This window comes from Phytomonospora endophytica, from assembly GCF_014202425.1.
GTDB classification, from domain to species: Bacteria; Actinomycetota; Actinomycetes; order Mycobacteriales; family Micromonosporaceae; genus Phytomonospora; species Phytomonospora endophytica.
Genome location: NZ_JACHGT010000001.1, coordinates 657,838 through 673,803, shown reverse-complemented (window position 1 = coordinate 673,803; position 15,966 = coordinate 657,838). Strand labels below are relative to the sequence as shown.

General features: G+C 71.0%; 20 protein-coding genes. 8 read left to right on the top strand and 12 right to left on the bottom strand.

Features of this window, described 5'->3' with window-relative positions:
* Positions 1-2 precede the first annotated feature (2 nt).
* From secD to ruvC, 5 genes are all read right to left on the bottom strand, one after another.
* Positions 3-1,763 (bottom strand): protein translocase subunit SecD, encoded by a 1,761-nt coding sequence (gene secD / locus HNR73_RS02790; protein ID WP_239122078.1) that lies wholly within the window; start codon positions 1,761-1,763, stop codon positions 3-5.
* A 236-nt stretch (positions 1,764-1,999) separates the two neighbouring features.
* Positions 2,000-2,404, bottom strand: a complete 405-nt coding sequence (yajC, locus tag HNR73_RS02785; protein WP_275414560.1) for a preprotein translocase subunit YajC — start codon at positions 2,402-2,404, stop codon at positions 2,000-2,002.
* 164 nt (positions 2,405-2,568) lie between these two features.
* A complete protein-coding gene (ruvB, locus tag HNR73_RS02780; protein ID WP_184785597.1) occupies positions 2,569-3,672 on the bottom strand; it encodes a Holliday junction branch migration DNA helicase RuvB in 1,104 nt (367 codons plus the stop codon).
* Complete coding sequence (gene ruvA / locus HNR73_RS02775) at positions 3,669-4,283, bottom strand: Holliday junction branch migration protein RuvA (RefSeq protein WP_184785596.1); 615 nt, start codon at positions 4,281-4,283, stop codon at positions 3,669-3,671. The genes ruvB and ruvA overlap by 4 nt, the downstream gene beginning before the upstream one ends.
* Positions 4,280-4,810 carry a crossover junction endodeoxyribonuclease RuvC gene (ruvC, locus tag HNR73_RS02770; protein WP_184785746.1) on the bottom strand — a complete coding sequence of 177 codons (531 nt, stop codon included), beginning with the start codon at positions 4,808-4,810 and terminating at the stop codon, positions 4,280-4,282. The genes ruvA and ruvC overlap by 4 nt, the downstream gene beginning before the upstream one ends.
* Positions 4,811-5,010: 200 nt before the next feature.
* Between ruvC and HNR73_RS02765 the strand changes: the two genes are divergently transcribed.
* Positions 5,011-5,772, top strand: coding sequence for a GNAT family N-acetyltransferase (locus tag HNR73_RS02765; protein WP_184785595.1), 762 nt, complete (start codon positions 5,011-5,013; stop codon positions 5,770-5,772).
* On the opposite strand, the gene HNR73_RS02760 is transcribed toward HNR73_RS02765, so the two are convergent.
* Positions 5,769-6,383 (bottom strand): TetR/AcrR family transcriptional regulator, encoded by a 615-nt coding sequence (locus HNR73_RS02760; RefSeq protein ID WP_184785594.1) that lies wholly within the window; start codon positions 6,381-6,383, stop codon positions 5,769-5,771. The genes HNR73_RS02765 and HNR73_RS02760 overlap by 4 nt on opposite strands.
* 38 nt (positions 6,384-6,421) lie before the next feature.
* Here HNR73_RS02760 and HNR73_RS02755 point away from each other — a divergent pair, with 38 nt between their 5' ends.
* Entirely contained in the window at positions 6,422-7,114 is a 693-nt protein-coding gene (locus tag HNR73_RS02755) for a DUF4386 family protein (protein WP_184785593.1), read from the top strand.
* On the opposite strand, the gene HNR73_RS02750 is transcribed toward HNR73_RS02755, so the two are convergent.
* Entirely contained in the window at positions 7,111-8,100 is a 990-nt protein-coding gene (locus tag HNR73_RS02750; RefSeq protein WP_184785592.1) for a WD40 repeat domain-containing protein, read from the bottom strand. The genes HNR73_RS02755 and HNR73_RS02750 overlap by 4 nt on opposite strands.
* Positions 8,101-8,516: 416 nt before the next feature.
* On the bottom strand, positions 8,517-9,248 hold the full coding sequence (locus HNR73_RS02745) for a DUF7873 family protein (protein WP_184785591.1): 732 nt from the start codon (positions 9,246-9,248) through the stop codon (positions 8,517-8,519).
* Between the two features lie 75 nt (positions 9,249-9,323).
* Here HNR73_RS02745 and HNR73_RS02740 point away from each other — a divergent pair, with 75 nt between their 5' ends.
* Together HNR73_RS02740 and HNR73_RS02735 are read left to right on the top strand one after the other, a co-directional pair.
* Positions 9,324-10,178 (top strand): helix-turn-helix domain-containing protein, encoded by an 855-nt coding sequence (locus tag HNR73_RS02740; protein WP_184785590.1) that lies wholly within the window; start codon positions 9,324-9,326, stop codon positions 10,176-10,178.
* Positions 10,175-10,561 (top strand): YybH family protein, encoded by a 387-nt coding sequence (locus tag HNR73_RS02735; RefSeq protein WP_184785589.1) that lies wholly within the window; start codon positions 10,175-10,177, stop codon positions 10,559-10,561. The genes HNR73_RS02740 and HNR73_RS02735 overlap by 4 nt, the downstream gene beginning before the upstream one ends.
* A 76-nt stretch (positions 10,562-10,637) precedes the next feature.
* Here HNR73_RS02735 and HNR73_RS02730 read toward each other — a convergent pair whose 3' ends face one another.
* Positions 10,638-11,396 carry a YebC/PmpR family DNA-binding transcriptional regulator gene (locus HNR73_RS02730; RefSeq protein ID WP_184785588.1) on the bottom strand — a complete coding sequence of 253 codons (759 nt, stop codon included), beginning with the start codon at positions 11,394-11,396 and terminating at the stop codon, positions 10,638-10,640.
* A 7-nt stretch (positions 11,397-11,403) separates the two neighbouring features.
* Positions 11,404-12,024, bottom strand: coding sequence for a pyridoxal 5'-phosphate synthase glutaminase subunit PdxT (gene pdxT, locus HNR73_RS02725; protein WP_239122079.1), 621 nt, complete (start codon positions 12,022-12,024; stop codon positions 11,404-11,406).
* 106 nt (positions 12,025-12,130) lie between these two features.
* Between pdxT and HNR73_RS02720 the strand changes: the two genes are divergently transcribed.
* From HNR73_RS02720 to HNR73_RS02705, 4 genes are all read left to right on the top strand, one after another.
* A complete protein-coding gene (locus tag HNR73_RS02720) occupies positions 12,131-12,604 on the top strand; it encodes a hypothetical protein (RefSeq protein WP_184785587.1) in 474 nt (157 codons plus the stop codon).
* A gap of 22 nt (positions 12,605-12,626) precedes the next feature.
* A complete protein-coding gene (locus HNR73_RS02715) occupies positions 12,627-13,058 on the top strand; it encodes a hypothetical protein (protein ID WP_184785586.1) in 432 nt (143 codons plus the stop codon).
* An 83-nt stretch (positions 13,059-13,141) separates the two neighbouring features.
* Complete coding sequence (locus HNR73_RS02710; protein WP_184785585.1) at positions 13,142-13,279, top strand: hypothetical protein; 138 nt, start codon at positions 13,142-13,144, stop codon at positions 13,277-13,279.
* A gap of 66 nt (positions 13,280-13,345) precedes the next feature.
* Positions 13,346-13,756: a hypothetical protein gene (locus tag HNR73_RS02705; RefSeq protein ID WP_184785584.1), complete on the top strand. Its 411-nt coding sequence runs from the start codon at positions 13,346-13,348 to the stop codon at positions 13,754-13,756.
* Between the two features lie 56 nt (positions 13,757-13,812).
* Here HNR73_RS02705 and pdxS read toward each other — a convergent pair whose 3' ends face one another.
* The gene (pdxS, locus tag HNR73_RS02700) at positions 13,813-14,718 is read right to left on the bottom strand and encodes a pyridoxal 5'-phosphate synthase lyase subunit PdxS (RefSeq protein ID WP_275414561.1); all 906 of its coding nucleotides are present in this window, start codon (positions 14,716-14,718) and stop codon (positions 13,813-13,815) included.
* Between the two features lie 118 nt (positions 14,719-14,836).
* On the bottom strand, positions 14,837-15,319 hold the full coding sequence (locus HNR73_RS02695) for a hypothetical protein (RefSeq protein WP_184785582.1): 483 nt from the start codon (positions 15,317-15,319) through the stop codon (positions 14,837-14,839).
* Between the last annotated feature and the right edge of the window lie 647 nt (positions 15,320-15,966).

The window sequence follows — 15,966 nt, the reverse complement described above, 5'->3', positions numbered from 1 at the left end:
CGTCAGCTCTCCTTCGTGCGCATCGTGCCGCCGGCCCGTCGGCGGGCCACCCCGAGGCCGGCGAGCTTCGGCGAGCCCAGCAGCTTGAAGCGGGAGAGCCAGGCCACGAGGGGGTGGGTGAACAAGAAGACCACGGCGATGTCCATGACGGTGGACAGGCCGAGGGTGAAGGCGAAGCCCTTGACCGCGCCGATCGCCAGGAAGTACAGGATGATCGCGGCCAGCATCGAGACCGTGTTGGCCGACATGATCGTGCGCCGGGCCAGGGCCCACGAGCGCGGGACGGCGCTGCGGATCGAGCGGCCCTCCTGCACTTCGTCCTTCAATCTCTCGAAGAACACCACGAAGGAGTCGGCGGTGATGCCGATGGCCACGATGAAACCGGTGATGCCGGCGAGGGTCAGCGTGAAGCCCATCTGCTTGCCCAGCAGGGCGATCGACGGGTAGATCAGCAGCGCCGAGGCGCCGAGGCTGGCGATCACGACGAGGCCCAGGAGCCGGTAGTACAGCAGGCAGTAGACGATGACCAGCGCGACGCCGATGAAGCCGGCGAGCAGGCCGGCCTCCATCTGGGAGGTGCCGAGGGTGGCGCTGACCTCTTCGATGGTGTCGACGTTGAACGCGACGGGCAGGGCGCCGTACTTCAGCTGCTCGGCGAGGGTCTTGGCCTCTTCGGTGTTGAAGTTGCCGGTGATCTGGGCCGAGCCGCTCATGGCCTCGCGGATCTCCGGGTCGGAGACGACGAGGTTGTCGAGGACGATGGCGACCTGCTTGCCGACGGTGGCCTGCGTCAGCGCGGACCACTTGTCGGAACCGCCGCCGGTGAACTCCATGTTCACCATCCACGAACCGGGGTTCTGCGAGTCGGGGCCGGCGCCGGCGTCGGAGACGTCCTCACCGACCACCTTGGCGACGTCGAGCAGCGACTTGACGAACGCCGCCTGGCCCTTCGCGATCTCCTCGGAGTCGGGCTTGTTGCACGCGACGACCTGCTGGTCGACAGCCGAGATCGCGCCCGGCGCGCGGCCGTTGAGCTGGTCGCAGGTGATCGTCGGGATGTTGTACTGGATGTTCAGCGGGAGCGCCGCGACCTGCGCGGAGGTCAGGTCGCCGAAGGCCTTGTAGATCTCCAGGTCGGCCTCGGTGGCCGCGGGCTCGGTGAGCGCCTCGGCCTGCGCGTAGACGTCCGCGCCCACCAGGGTGGCGACCTCCTTGCGGATCTGCTCCTGGTCGGCGGTCGGCTCCTGCGGCTTGGTCTCGGCGGGCGGCGTCTCGCTGCCGTCGGCCGAGGACTCCGGGTCGGCGCTCTCCTTGTCCTCGTCGCCGGGAGAGGCGGACGCGGACGGGTCGCCGGAGGCCGACGGGTCGACGATGTCCTCGGGCGTGCCCGAGCCGGCGGTCTGCTTCAGCACCTCGCGGAAGCGGAGCGTTGCCGGGTCACCGACCTTGCGCAGCTGATCGGTGTCGGCGTCCTTGCCGGCGACGTTCACGACGATGTTGTTGCTGCCCTCGATGACGATCTCGGGCTCGACCAGGCCGGTGCCGTTGACGCGGTCGTCGATGATCTGGCGGGCCAGTTCCATCTTCTCCGCGTCGGGCGTCGCACCGCCCGGAAGGGTCGCCGTGAGCGTCATGCTCATGCCGCCCTGCAGGTCGAGGCCGAGCTTGGGCGTCGGGAACTTCCATCCCGCGCCGCCCACGGCGATCAGCCACAGCACCAGCAGCAAGGCACCGAAGGCGAAGAAATATGGGAGTACCTTCAACCGGCCGGTCTGAGGTGTTCCCGAAGGTCCACGAGCCACGGTCTTCTCTCTCCTTGCTGCTGTCTCGGTCGGCGACATGGCGCGGCGCCGACGTCGCCCCGCCCGAGGGCGAAGGGCGCGTCCGGCGTACGTCGCGCATTCACCGACACGGGGGTGGCGCCTGGCCATGGGGGTGGACCGGCGAACGGGGTGCTTCCATGTCGGACGCTACGGGGAGTAACCGTAGCGCGCCGGATTCACTTCTTCTTCGGAGCTTCGTCGGGGTGCACGCTGGAGTCGGCAACCGCGGCCGGCTCGGCCTCGGTCTCCTCGACGGTCTCTTCGACCTCGTCGACGGTCTCGTCGGCCGTTTCGGCGGGCAGGACCCGGCCGATCGCCTGACGCGCGAAGACGACCTGGACACCGTCGCTGATGTCGAGGGTCACGGTGTCGTCGTCGACGGCGACGATGGTGCCGTGCAGGCCGCCGATCGTGACGATCTTCGAGCCCGGGCCCGCGCCCTGCTGCATCTCCTGCTGCTCGCGCTGACGCTTCTTCTGGGGACGGATCATGAAGAAGTACATCGCGATGAACATCAGGGCCAACAACCCGATGAGAATGAAGTTGTTGCCCCCGCCGGACTCACCTGCAGCTTGTAGCACGACTACCTTCCGAACGCACTCGATGATTACGAACGATCGCGGGAAGTCTAGTCGCTCGCCCGAACACGGCTTGAAGCGACACGGGTCACAGCTTCGCCACGATTACCACGCGCGGGGCCCGGAGAGAGGGCTTTCATCTTTCGGGGTCGCCGAAGTCACCCGTTTCACCCATCCGAGCCGGTGTCGAACAGCTCGTCCTGGACCACGCCGAACAGGCCGGTGGGCGGGTTCTTCCCCAGGTGGCGCCAGCCGAGGGCGGTCGCGACACGGCCCCGGGGGGTGCGCGCGAGCAGGCCGGCCCGGACCAGGAAGGGTTCACAGACTTCTTCGACGGTGTCGGGCTGCTCCCCCACCGCCACGGCGAGGGTGTTGAGGCCGACCGGGCCGCCCCCGAAGGACTCGACCAGAGCCGACAGGACCGCGCGGTCGAGACGGTCGAGGCCGAGCTCGTCGACGTCGTAGACGGCCAGGGCGGACTTGGCGACGTCGAGGGTGATCACGCCGTCGGCGCGGACCTGCGCGAAGTCGCGGACCCGCCGCAGGAGGCGGTTGGCGATGCGGGGTGTTCCGCGCGAGCGACCGGCGATCTCGACGGCGCCGTCGGGTTCGACGGGAACGTCGAGGATCCGGGCGGAGCGGGTGACGATCGCCTCCAGCTCGCCCGTGCCGTAGAAGTCGAGCTGGCCGACGAAGCCGAAGCGGTCCCGCAGCGGGCCGGTGAGCAGGCCGGAGCGGGTCGTGGCGCCGACCAGCGTGAAAGGTTCGAGGTCGAGGGGGATGGCGGTGGCGCCGGGGCCCTTGCCGACCATGACGTCGACGCGGAAGTCCTCCATGGCCGTGTAGAGCAGTTCCTCGGCGGGCCGCGCCATGCGGTGGATCTCGTCGATGAACAGCACGTCGCCGTGCCCGAGGCTGGTCAGCACGGCCGCCAGGTCGCCGGAACGCTCGATCGCCGGCCCGGAGGTGGTGCGCAGGGCGACGCCGAGTTCGGCGGCGACGATCATCGCCATCGTGGTCTTGCCGAGGCCCGGTGGACCCGACAGGAGGATGTGGTCGGGCGGGGTGCCGCGGCCGGTGGCGCCGGCGAGGAGCAGTTCGAGCTGCTCGCGGACGCGCATCTGGCCGATGAGCTCGTCGAGGGTCTTGGGGCGAACGCCCGCCTCGGCGTCGTTGTCGCCGGGCTGGACGCGCGCCGAGACGAGGCCGAGTTCGCCGCCGCCGCCGTCGTCGAACTCGAACTCGCGGATGTCGTCGAAGTCGTCGGTCATCGCGTCTTGCCCAGCATCCGGATCGCCTGCTTCAGCAGGGACGGGACGTCGGGGCGTTCGCCTTCGGCGGTGCCGACGGTGTCGGCGAGCCGCGTGATGGCGCTCGCGGCGTCCTTCTGGGTCCAGCCGAGGGCGATGAGGCCCTGCTGGACCTGTTCGCGCCATTGCGGGCGGACCTCGCGGGCGGTGGGCGCGGTTCCGGTGTCGGCGATGGGGCCGATGCGGTCCTTGAGTTCGAGGATGAGACGTTCGGCGCCCTTCTTGCCGACGCCCGGGATCTGCGTGAGGGTGCGGGAGTCGCCGGTGGCGATGGCGCGGCGGACGGCGTTGGGCGGATGCACGGCGAGCGCGGCCTGGGCCAGGCGCGGGCCGACGCCGCTGGCGGTCTGGAGGAGTTCGAAGAGGTCGCGCTCGTCGGCGTCGGCGAAGCCGTAGAGGGTGAGGGAGTCCTCCCGGACGACGAGGCTGGTGTGGAGGGTCGACTCGGTGCCGACGGCGAGCCCGGCGAGGGTGCCGGGCGTGGCGCGCACGGAGTAGCCGACGCCGCCGACGTCCACCACGGCCGCGTCGGGGGCCAGGGCGAGCACCTGCCCGCGGACGCTCGCGATCACTGTCGTACTCCCGTTCTGCCGGTCTTGCCGGTCTTCGGTGTGAGTCTGGCCTTGGCGCCGCCGCGCCAGATGTGGCAGATCGCCAGGGCGATCGCGTCGGCGGCGTCGGCGGGTCTGGGGGCCTCGGCGAGGCGGAGGATGCGGGTCACCATGGTGGTGATCTGGTTCTTGTCGGCGTCGCCGTAGCCGGTGACGGCGGCCTTGACCTCGCTGGGCGTGTAGGTCGTGACGGGGAGGCCGCTTCGGGCGCCGGCGAGGATGGCGATGCCGGAGGCCTGGGCGGTGCCGATGACGGTGCTGACGTTGTGCTGGCTGAAGACGCGTTCGACGGCGACGGCGTCGGGCTCGTGGCGTGCGACGAGGGCGGCGAGTTTGCCGTCGAGGGCGAGGAGCCGGTCGGCGAGTTCGGCGCCCGGGTCGGTGCGGATGACGCCGCCGACGAGCAGGCGGCAGGGGCGGCCGGGTTCGCCTTCGACGATGCCGACGCCGCAGCGGGTCAGGCCGGGGTCGACGCCGAGTACCCGCACCCCGATCCCCTTCCTCGTCGTCGGCCGCCGGGCGGCGTTGGCGTACACAGGTTCGATCGTGACCTTACCCGTGCGGGCCGACAGGGCCGCGTGCGACGCGCACCTGTTGTCCCGGTTGCGATCGGCGCGGCAGTGCGGTGAATCTCAACCGGCCCTTCGTCCATTGACGATCTTCGCGGGCAGGGGTAAGGATCAGATTCGTGTCCATCTCTTACACGAAGCTGCGCGGCTGTGACGCCGTGCGGGCCGCGGCGAACAATTCGCGTTTCGTCGCCTGTTTCACGACCACCGGCGACGACGGTTACGGGTACTCCCTCGACGGGGCGATCGCCTGGGGCCGTGTGCATCACGGGCGGCGGCTGCTGCTGGCCGACGGGGAGCCCGCGGCCGCGGCGGCGCTGGTCGAGGCCGTGCTGCGGGATGAGCCGCCGCAGCGGATGATGATGTCCCGCGAGATCATGTTGCGGCTGCCGGAGAGCCTGCGTCCGGCGCGGGTCGGCGAGTGGCGCTGGTTCTACACCGACACGCCGCCCGAGCCGGTGCCCGGCGAGGAGCGGGTGACCTGGTTGCGGAACGACGAGGCGGGCCGGGCCGGGATCGAGCGGCTGCTCGACGAGGCGTTCGCCGACGCGTCGACGCGGACCGCCGATGAGCAGGTGAAGGCCTGGTTCGGTGTCTACGGCGAGGACGGGGTGACACCGATCGGTTGCGGGGCGGTGTCGGGTCCGGCGCCGGACGTTCCGTTCCTGGCCTCGGTGACGGTGCATCCGTCGGCTCGGCGGCAGGGTCTGGCCTCGGCGATGACGGCGTGGGTGACGCGGACGCTGCTGGCGGCCGGGCATCCGTTCGTGTCGCTGGGTTCGATGGAGGGCGAGGACGCCACGCACCGGCTGTACCGGCGCCTGGGTTACCGCGATACGCACGCGCTGATGTCGGGCTCGGTGGAGACGGTGACGGCTTAGGCGAGCAGTTCGCGTCCGAGCGCGTCGGCCCACCAGCGTTCGACGCGTTCGGGCGTCCAGCCGCGTTCGACGGTGAGCGTGGCGTAGGCGTCGATGTTGCAGATCGCCGCGTACACGTCCACGGCTTCGGTCACGTCGAGGCCGGGGCGGAGCGCGCCCTGTGGCCAGGACGTGAAGACGTGTACGCGGGTCTGGTCGCCGCGGGCGCGGGCGTCGCGGTAGGCGGCGGCGAAGGCGTCGTCGGTCCGGCCCGCCTCCCGGATGAGGGCGATGACGTCGCCGGCGCGTTCGTAGAGGCGGCGGTCGTAGGCGGCCATGGCCGCGAGTTGCGCGCCGGGGCCGTCGGCGTCCTCCAGCGCGGTCAGTTGCGCGGCGAGGTCGGCGGTGAGGTCGGCGGAGTCGGCGAGTGCCCGCAGCAGTCCGGGCTTGTCGCCGTAGACGGAGTAGACCGTCGGTACCGACACGCCCGCCTCCTTGGCGACGTCGCGGACGGTGGTGGCGGCCCAGCCCTGGGCGACGAAGAGCCGCCGGGCGGCCTCGGCGATCCCGGCGCGGGTCAGCAGCGCCTGTTCGGTCCTGCGCAGCGAGTCGTATTTTCGGCGTTCGCTCATCCTTGACCTTTTAGCTTTCCGCTTCTTATATTCAATATATGCCACGTAAACTCAATACTCCGGAACTCGCCCGGAGTCACGGCCTCGCCGGCGTCGGCTTCGCCGCACTGATCGTCCTCGGCAACGCCGTCCTCGTCCCCGCCGGGATGCCCGTCACCGGGACCGAGACCGGCGAGGTCCTCGCGTTCTTCGCCGGCGAACGGACCGCCGTCGGCCTCGCCGCCGCCCTCACGCCCCTCACCTGGGTGCTCGCCGCCCTGTTCGGCGCGGGCGCGGTCCGGGCCCTGTGGGATGCCGAACACGAACGCCGCCAGGCCTGGGCGCTCGCCGGTCTGGCCGGCCTGATCCTGCAGAACGCCCTCTTCGCCGTCGTCATCGCGATCCGGCTGGCACTGGCCTCGACCGAGCACTCCGAGGACGCCGCACGGGCCCTGTGGTCGCTGCACGACGCCGTGTTCACCCTCAACGGGACCTTCCTCGCCCTGGCCATGGTCGGACTGTCCCTGGCCGGACTGCGCGCCGGTCTCATCCCCCGCTGGCACGCCGCCCTCGGCATGACCGGCGCCGCCCTCCAGTTCACCTCGGCGAGCCTGGCCGCGCTGGTCATCGACCACGCCGGGCCGCTCGGGCTGATCGGACTCACCGGCTGGCTCCTGTGGGTCGTCTGGATCGCCGCCTACGGCCTCACCCTGGCCCGCGTCACCCCTTGGCGGCGGGCCGCGGCGTCCTAGGCCACGATCGCCGCCAGATCCCAGATCCGCACGACGCCGTCGCGGCCGCCAGCGGTGACCGCGACGGCGCGGCCGTCGGCCAGCTCCCCCGTCGAGACACCGGCGATCGCCTTCCCGTGATCGGTCAGCGGCTCCCCGACCGGGGCGCCCGCCGCGAGGTCCCATACCCGCGCGGTCCGGTCCTCAGCGGCGGTCACCGCCAGCGCGCGGCCGCCGACCTCGGTCAGGGCCAGCGCGGTGATCACTCCGTCGTGGCCGGTCAGCGGCTCACCGATCGGCTCGTTCCACTCCGGGTCGAGCAGCTCGACCACCGAACCGACGGCGGCGACCACGATCTCCCGGCCGTCCACGCGGCTGATCCCGGCGCCCCGGTAGGCGTGCTCGTCGGCGTAGAAGACGCTCCGGATCGCACCCGGGTTCCGCAGGTCCCACACCCGGACCCCGTCATGGCCCGCCGACACCGCGACCGGTCCCCCGGCCAGCTCACCGAACTCCAGCGAGGTCGTCCCGTCGGTGGGACCGGCCAGGTGCACCGCCTGGGCGCCGTCGGTGTCCAGCTCCCAGAAGGTCAGCCCCGGCCCGGCGTTCCCGGCCAACGCGAAGGGGCGGCCCTCGACCTCGGCCAGCAGCACCGACCACGCGCCCGCGAAGTACTCCCCCACCAGCGGCCCGCGCACCACCGCGCCCGTCTCCAGATCCCAGGCGACGACATGCCCGTCGTGCTCGTCACCGGCCGCCAGCAGCGTCGCACGCCCGTCGAGCGCCCCCACCGAGGTGAACCTGGCGACCTCACGCGCGTCGACGTCGCCCGGAGGGGCGAGCCCGACCGGCCGCCACTCGCCCGTCGAGGGGTTCCAGGTCGAGACGCGCCCGGCCGCCTCGGTGCAGACGACGACACGCTCACCGCCCACGTCGGCGAGCTCCGCCGCGTGGACGAGGATCCCGGAGGGCACGGTGGCCTCGTGCAGGAGAAAAGGCGACGACATCGGGCGAAAGTACCCGGCCGGTGCGACAAAGCGGCCCCCAGGAGCTTTTCCCGGCTCCTGGGGGCCTGGGCCACCCGTACCGCGCCTCGCATTTCCGTGCCGGTCAGATGTCACAACACATCGCGCTCTGCCATTGAAGCTACCGGGCCAGGTGGAGGCCCAGACGGGAGTCGAACCCGCAACCTCGATGATGAAGCCGGAACGGGGTCGTCCGGCGCCGGGTGGCGATGCTGAATCTAGAGCGAGAATCTGAGCTTGAGCGGCTTGCCTCTGCCAGTTGGGCCACCCCGCCGTGTGGCGGCGGGGAGCGGACTCGAACCGCCATCTCTACCGCGATCAGATGTGAGACTCATTTTCAGCTTGCGCTCTCGCGCACCCCGGCGCGCTTTCACGGCGCACCGGGGAGTACATGACGGCTACCGCAGCAGGTAGCCGAAGACCCTGTCACCGACCTTCCGGTCGAGGATCTCGGTGTTGTTGGCCTCTTCACGGGCGAACTTCACCGCGTGCTGCAGCTTCTCGATCCGCTCGATGAGCACCGAGACCCGCTTGGCCGGCAGGGCGCCGGAGAACTTGACGGTCGTCCAGTAACCGATCGCCACGTCCTCGAAGTACACGTCGACCTGGGCGGGGTGCTTCTCGGTCGCCTCGGCCTTGACGTGGTTGAACGGCACCTTCTTCGTCCGGACCGTGCGGACCGGCTCGGTCGACCAGCAGTCGGCGGAGTCGTTGAAGACCCACGACTCGGCGTTGTCGAGCACCGGGAGCTTGCGCACGAAGGCGTGCAGCTCGGTCAGCTGCTTCTCCAGGAAGAGCAGGTAGGTCACCGGCACGTTCGACAGCAGCACCTCGTCGTCGACGACCACGTCGGCCGTCGCGACACTGTTCGTGGCGTCCTTCGAGGCGGTCACGTCGAACAGGCGGGTGAGACTGGACCCCAGCCCCTTCAAGACCTCGTCGGCGCGGACCTGGACCCTGGTCGACTCCGGCGGCAGTTGCTCGCCCTCCTCGTCCTTGGGCTGGTAATTGCGCGCGATACCGGAGAGCAGCGTGGGCTTCTGCACCTCGCGCTGGGCGTCGCCGAGCTCCTGCGCCGCCTTCGCCTTGACGCTCTTCTCCACGGCGATGATCTGATTGAGCTTTGCCATGGGCGGAACGGTAGACGGCCCGCGCAAGCCCCGACAATCCCTTATCCCGCAAGGCGACCCGGTGGAGGCACTCCCATGACCGGTTCCCTCCGGCGCACCGCCGCGCCCCACCCGGCCGTGCGCGGTCTCGTCTACCCGCCCGGCTACGGCGGCACCGAGGAGACCGTCGACGTCGGCGGCCTCCTGGTGCCCGCCGAACCCTCGGTCTCGATCGTGGTGAACCTGACCGAGCCCGACACGGGACCCGACGCCTTCGTGACGCCTGCGGGCCGCCCGTGCGTCGTGCCCGGCACGACGGCCCGCCCGCGCTCATGGATCACCGTGCACCTGACCCCGCCCGGCGCGTACCGCCTCCTCGGTCCGGGCGCCGCCGAGACCCGCGGTGAGGCCGTCGACCTCACCGAGCTGCTCGGGCACCGCGCACACGACCTGGTCGCGGCACTGCGGGCGGCCGGCGAGTGGCGGCACCGCTGGCCGATCCTCGACCGGCTCCTCGCCGACGCGAGCGGCCCGGCACCGGCCCCCGAACTGGACCGGGTGTGGCGGCGGATCTGCCAGACCGGCGGGCGCGTGCCGATGGCCGGCCTCGCCGCCGAGGTCGGCTGGAGCAGGCAGCACCTGTCGCGGCGCTTCGGCCGCCACTTCGGGTCGGCGCCGAAGACCTTCGCCCGCCTCGTGCGCCTCAACCGCGTGCTGCGCCGGATCCGCCGAGAAGGCCGCTGGGAGCAGGCCGCCTTCGACGCCGGGTACTTCGACCAGTCGCACCTGGCGCGCGACCTGCGGGAGTTCACCGGCACCACGCTCGGCCGCTACCTCGAACGGGCACAGCCCTGCGGCTGCGTGCGCGAGGCGAATTCCTTACAAGCCGGGCCGCCCGGGACCGGCCTAACCTCACCGCACCGACCCGCACCCGAAAGGACCCGACGGTGAGCGTTCCACGGCTCGAAGACCTGCACGCCCGCTTCGTCGCCCACAGCAACGACGGCGACGCCGAAGCCCTCGCCGCCCTCTACGAGGACGGCGCCGTCTACCACTCGCTCAACGCCGGACTCCGGCGCGGCGGCGGCATCGCCGAGTTCTTCACCGAGATGCTCGCCGACCGGCCCAGACTGGAGGAGACGACCCTGCGGATCGTCCAGGCGGGCGACATCGCCCTCCTCGCCGGCGAGTGGAAGGCCGTCGAGGACGGCCCCGACGGCCCGGTCACCACGACGGGCACCTCCGTCGAAGTGGCCCGGCGGCAGCCCGACGGCGGCTGGCTCTACGTCATCGACGAACCGGTCTTCCTCGACCCGCGCATGCGCGGACGCTAACCCGCCGACGGCCCGGGCACGCCGAAGCGGCTCCGGCGATCGCCGGAGCCGCTTGGGCGAAGAACGTGCCGCGAGGCTAGTCCTCGTCGAGTTCCTTGGCGACGTCGTCGGAGATGTCCATCGAGCTCCAGACGTTCTGCACGTCGTCGGAGTCCTCAAGGGCGTCGATCAGCTTGATGACCTTGCGCGCGCCGTCGGCGTCGACCGGGACCGTCACGCTCGGGACGAAGCTCGCCTCGGCGGAGTCGTAGTCGAGACCGGCGTCCTGCAGGGCCGTGCGGACCGGTACCAGGTCGGTCGCCTCGCTGATGACCTCGAAGGCGTCGCCGAGGTCGTTGACCTCTTCGGCGCCCGCGTCGAGCACGGCGAGCAGCAGGTCGTCCTCGGTGAGACCGTCCGACTTCGGGACGATCAGCACGCCCTTGCGGGTGAACATGTAGGAGACGCTGCCCGGGTCGGCGAGGTTGCCGCCGTTGCGGGTCAGGCCCACGCGCACCTCGGCCGCCGCACGGTTGCGGTTGTCGGTGAGGCACTCGATGAGCACGGCGACACCGCCGGGACCATAGCCCTCGTACATGATCGTCATGTACTCGGCGCCGCCGGCCTCAAGACCCGAACCGCGCTTCACCGCGCGGTCGATGTTGTCGTTGGGGACCGAGCTCTTCTTGGCCTTCTGGATGGCGTCGTAGAGCGTCGGGTTACCCGCGGGGTCACCTCCGCCGGAACGCGCGGCGACCTCGATGTTCTTGATGAGCTTGGCGAACATCTTGCCGCGCTTGGCGTCGACGACGGCCTTCTTGTGCTTGGTGGTGGCCCATTTGGAGTGGCCGCTCATGGTTCCCCTATTCGTCCGCGCTGCCGATCAATACGCCCCGCGCCAGGTCAACAAAGGCTTCATGCACACGCAGATCCCCGGTGACCTCCGGGTGGAACGCGGTCGCCATCACCCGGCCCTGGCGCACCGCGACGATCCTACCGTCAGCCGGCCCGCCCTCGATTCGCCCGAGCACCTCGACCTGCGGACCGACCTCTTCGGCCCAGGGCGCGCGGATGAACACGGTACGGAACGCGTGTCCCTCGATGCCGTCGAGGACCACGTCGGTCTCGAAGGAGTCGACCTGCCGCCCGAAGGCGTTACGGCGCACGACCATGTCGATCCCGCCGAAGGTCCGCTGGTCGGGCCGGCCGTCGAGGACGGTCGTGCCGAGCATGATCATGCCCGCGCAGGAGCCGTAGGCGGGCATCCCCGCCGCGATGCGCTCGCGGACGGGTTCGAGCAGCCCGAAGTCGACGGCCAGCTTGCTCATCGTCGTCGACTCGCCGCCCGGAACGACGAGGGCGTGCACCGAATCCAGCTCCTCGGGCCGCCGCACGGGCCTGGCCAGCACACCGAGCTCGGCGAGGGCCAGAAGGTGCTCGCGCACGTCGCCCTGGAGTGCGAGCACACCGATAGTGAGATCCACACCCGCAGCCTACGCAGGGGGCCTCCGCACGCCTCCCCGGGCTGCGCTCTGTTGTGCGACCCGCTACCCTGCCACATCAGCGAGTGTCCATCTTCAAGGAGCGGTCATGGCCAAGACGTACAACCCGATGCCTCAGCAGGCGAAGGTCGCTCGCACCTTCATGTACGTACAGGGCATCGCCGTACTGCTCCTCACCGGCGTCGCCGCCTGGCCCGTCGTCACCGGCCTCGGCGAGATCTCGAACATCGAGAAGTTCGCCGTCCACGTCCTCGGCGTCCCCGCCGGTGTCGCCGTACCCGACGCCGTGCCCGCCTTCGTCCGCGAGCAGCACTGGCCGGTCGTGGCCGCCGCCGGCGTCGCCGCCCTGCTGTGGCTGCTGTTCGCCCTGCTCCTGCGCACCCAGAAGCGCATCCTGTGGGTGCTGATCCTGCTCGCCGAGTTCGCGCTGATGGCCGCGAACGTCGCCGCGATCTGGGTCGTCGACTCGCCCGTCTACGGCGCCCTGCTCGGCCTGATCGTCCCGCTCGTCGTGGTCGGCAACCTCCTCGCGCGCGTCTCGCGCAGGTGGTTCCACCACTAGGCCGGCAGTCGGGGGGTAGTTCGTGTCCAGCGAGAAGACGGCGGCGCCCGCCAAGCCCGGCCAGGTCCTGACCGTCCAGATCTGCCTGTGGCTGATGTTCGCCCTGAACACCTGCGCGGGCGTGCTCAACGCGCTCGGCTCGGTGTTCATGGACGAGTCGCCCGACGACCGCACCAAGGCCGGGCTCAGCCACAACGACGTCGACGGGCTCATGATCGTCGCCCTGATCGCGCTCGTCTTCGCCGTCGCCGCCTGCGTACTCGCCCTCAACGTGCCCCGCAGAAAACGATGGGTGCGCACCTTCGCCCTCGTCCTGGCCGGCCTCGTCATCGCCAACGGCGTGGTCGCCCTGCTCATCCAGCGCAACCCCATGCTCCTCGCGGGGCTGATCCTGCCGGTGGTCGTCATCGGGATGCTGTTCAGCGCGCCCGCGAGGAAATGGTTCAGCGAATAACCCGCGTCCCCCCGCCCGAGGTGCCCCGTGCTCATGCCCACCGCCCCCTCCGCGCCCCGAAGCCCGTCAAGGACGCGCGCACCATGCTCCGGATCCAGGTCGTCATGAACGCGCTCGCACTGGCGCTGATGATCTCCGGCCTCTTCGCGGCGGCGTACACCGCGTGGTGTCTGCTGCGCCCCGAGTCCCGTCGCCGGTTCTTCCCTTCTCCCGCTTCCTGACCCCGAACGGATGAGGCGCAAGGGATCCCGCACCCCTATCCTCGGCGCTACGGAGGTGGGGTGCGCATGCTCGACGACGACTTCCAGCCCTCGGCGGTCTGGCTCGCCCAGATCGCGCTGTGGATACAGGCGGCCATCGGCCTGGTGTCCACCTGCGTGCTCGCCGCCCTGTGGAACGGCCTGGCCCGCTCGGGTTTCCCGTCCGGCCTGATCGCGCTCATCCTCGCCGCCGTCCTGACGATCTCGGCGGTCGACCTCGCCTGCTTCCGCCGACTCGGCCGCCGCAGCCGCCGCGCCCGCGGCACCGCCGTCGCCACCCAGGTCGTCACCATGGCCGCGACCGCCGTCGGCGTCCTGCCCGCGCAGAACGCCGGCTCGGCAACGCTCATCTGCGGCGGACTCGTCGTCTTCGCGCTCGCCCTGACGACCGTCGTCGCCCTGAACCGCCCGGCCGCGCGCACCTGGCTCATCTGGTGAACACGGAGGAGGGCGGCCCCTGCCGGGACCGCCCTCCTCGAAGAAGAACCGGGTGGCTACCAGCCGCGCTTGGCGAACTGCTCCGACTCCGGAAGCGTGCTCACGTTGATGCCGACCATCGCCTCGCCGAGCCCGCGCGAGACCTTGGCGATCACGTCGGGGTCGTCGTGGAAGGTCGTGGCCTGCACGATCGCCGAGGCCCGCTTGACCGGGTCGCCCGACTTGAAGATGCCGGAGCCGACGAACACGCCCTCGGCACCCAGCTGCATCATCATGGCCGCGTCGGCCGGGGTCGCTATGCCGCCGGCGGTGAACAGCACGACCGGCAGACGACCGGAGCCGGCGATCTCGGCGACGAGCTCGTAGGGCGCGCGCAGCTCCTTGGCCGCGGCGTACAGCTCGGTCTCGTCGAGGGTCGACAGGCGACGGATGTCGGCGCGGATCTGGCGCATGTGGCGGGTCGCCTCGATGACGTTGCCGGTACCGGCCTCGCCCTTCGAGCGGATCATCGCCGCGCCCTCGGAGATGCGGCGCAGGGCCTCGCCGAGGTTGGTGGCGCCGCACACGAACGGAACGGTGAACGGCCACTTGTCGATGTGGTTGGCCTCGTCGGCCGGGGACAGGACCTCGGACTCGTCGATGTAGTCGACGCCGAGGGACTGGAGGACCTGGGCCTCGACGAAGTGCCCGATGCGGGCCTTGGCCATGACCGGGATCGAGACGGCCTCGATGATGCCGTCGATCATGTCCGGGTCGCTCATCCGGGCCAGGCCGCCCTGCGCGCGGATGTCGGCCGGGACGCGCTCCAGGGCCATGACCGCGACCGCACCCGCGTCCTCGGCGATCTTCGCCTGATCGGGGGTGACGACGTCCATGATCACGCCGCCCTTGAGCATGTCGGCCATGCCTCGCTTGACCCGGGCGGTTCCGGTGGTCGCGGTGGTGCTGTCGTCGGTGGACACTCGGCCGCACTCCTTGCTGGTGGGGGTCTTCGAACACCCCCATCGTACTTCTTGATCTAGGTCACACCGCCTGGCCAATACCCAGGACATTGGCCACTCTCTGGGCGAGTGCCGTGGGTCACGCCGGATCGTCGATGTCGAAGTAGCGCGGCTCGGGGTGGCGCCGGGCGAGCCCGAAGACGCGCACCAACGGACGCCAGCGGCTGGAGCGGGCATCGCGGACGACGTCGCTGTGCAGCTGCCGGGCGATCGACAGGCGCCGGTTGGCGCGCGCGATCGCCGCGAGCTCGGGATCGTCGGGTTCGAGCGGCAGCTCGCGCAGGACGCGGGTGAGGTCGTTGTGCGTTGCCTCGCGCTGCCCGTCGACGGACTCCAGCGCGGCACGGGCCGCGGCGTCGAGGGCGTCGGCGTAACGGCCGAGGGCGGGACGGGCCTTCGCGGCGAGCGCGGCGGCGGCGAGGGCACGCGCGTCGAGCTTCCCGTCGAGGGCGTCCCGAGCGGCGGCGGAGCGCCGGTGGAGACGCTCGACACGGGTCGCGGTCCAGGTCAGGTAGGTAGACGCCAGGACTATCAGCGCGACGACTCCGACCACCCACCACATGGCGGCTGATCGTAACGGATGGCGCGCTGTGGGAACGCGCCGTGTCAGCCGCCTCGCGGGTGGGGAGGGGGACGGCCTCGCGCCTGACGGCGACGGCTCGCGGGCGTGTCCCGGCGGGAATCGCGCGGGAGTGGTGAAGGCCCGTGCGGCTGCTCTGCCGCCGCGGCGTCCGGGCGGGTCGCGGGGAGCGAGACGCGAGAGCCGGCGGGCGGCGGAAGGGCCCGGCGCCGCCTCAGACCGATGTGGCGCGGGAATCGCCGAGTCCTGCGGGTGGGGTCGCGGCCACCATCCGGGCCGCCACAGTCACGGAACTCGTCGAGCCTCGAACGCGAGCCCGAACTGCTCGCCATCACCGGCGGGCGGGCACACCCACTCATCCACTCGGCGGCGAACAGCGGCCCGGTCGCGCCGGGCGCCGGAACGCGCCGGTCGACGGCCGGGCGACTCGCGCAGCCCTGACCGCCCGCCCGGTAGGCGCGGACTCGGGGTTCCCGGCCGGGAAAGGGAACGCCGGTGACGGACACGTCCCAAACCCGCTGTGGCCGGACAAGTCCCGAAGACCGAACTCCCGTCCGGCACACGAGCGGGCCCTCGCCCGGCTCTCCAGCCTCAGCTCGCACCGAACGATGACGGGACGAGTCCCGAAG

Excerpts from the sequence above, each read along its gene's own strand:
- ruvB (WP_184785597.1), bottom strand. The coding sequence starts at position 3,672 with ATGACCGACGACTTCGACGACATCCGCGAGTTCGAGTTCGACGACGGC.
- HNR73_RS02760 (WP_184785594.1), bottom strand. The coding sequence starts at position 6,383 with ATGAGCGAACGCCGAAAATACGACTCGCTGCGCAGGACCGAACAGGCG.
- HNR73_RS02755 (WP_184785593.1), top strand. The coding sequence starts at position 6,422 with ATGCCACGTAAACTCAATACTCCGGAACTCGCCCGGAGTCACGGCCTC.
- HNR73_RS02750 (WP_184785592.1), bottom strand. The coding sequence starts at position 8,100 with ATGTCGTCGCCTTTTCTCCTGCACGAGGCCACCGTGCCCTCCGGGATC.
- HNR73_RS02745 (WP_184785591.1), bottom strand. The coding sequence starts at position 9,248 with ATGGCAAAGCTCAATCAGATCATCGCCGTGGAGAAGAGCGTCAAGGCG.
- HNR73_RS02740 (WP_184785590.1), top strand. The coding sequence starts at position 9,324 with ATGACCGGTTCCCTCCGGCGCACCGCCGCGCCCCACCCGGCCGTGCGC.
- HNR73_RS02730 (WP_184785588.1), bottom strand. The coding sequence starts at position 11,396 with ATGAGCGGCCACTCCAAATGGGCCACCACCAAGCACAAGAAGGCCGTC.
- HNR73_RS02720 (WP_184785587.1), top strand. The coding sequence starts at position 12,131 with ATGGCCAAGACGTACAACCCGATGCCTCAGCAGGCGAAGGTCGCTCGC.
- HNR73_RS02710 (WP_184785585.1), top strand. The coding sequence starts at position 13,142 with ATGCTCCGGATCCAGGTCGTCATGAACGCGCTCGCACTGGCGCTGATG.
- HNR73_RS02705 (WP_184785584.1), top strand. The coding sequence starts at position 13,346 with ATGCTCGACGACGACTTCCAGCCCTCGGCGGTCTGGCTCGCCCAGATC.
- HNR73_RS02695 (WP_184785582.1), bottom strand. The coding sequence starts at position 15,319 with ATGTGGTGGGTGGTCGGAGTCGTCGCGCTGATAGTCCTGGCGTCTACC.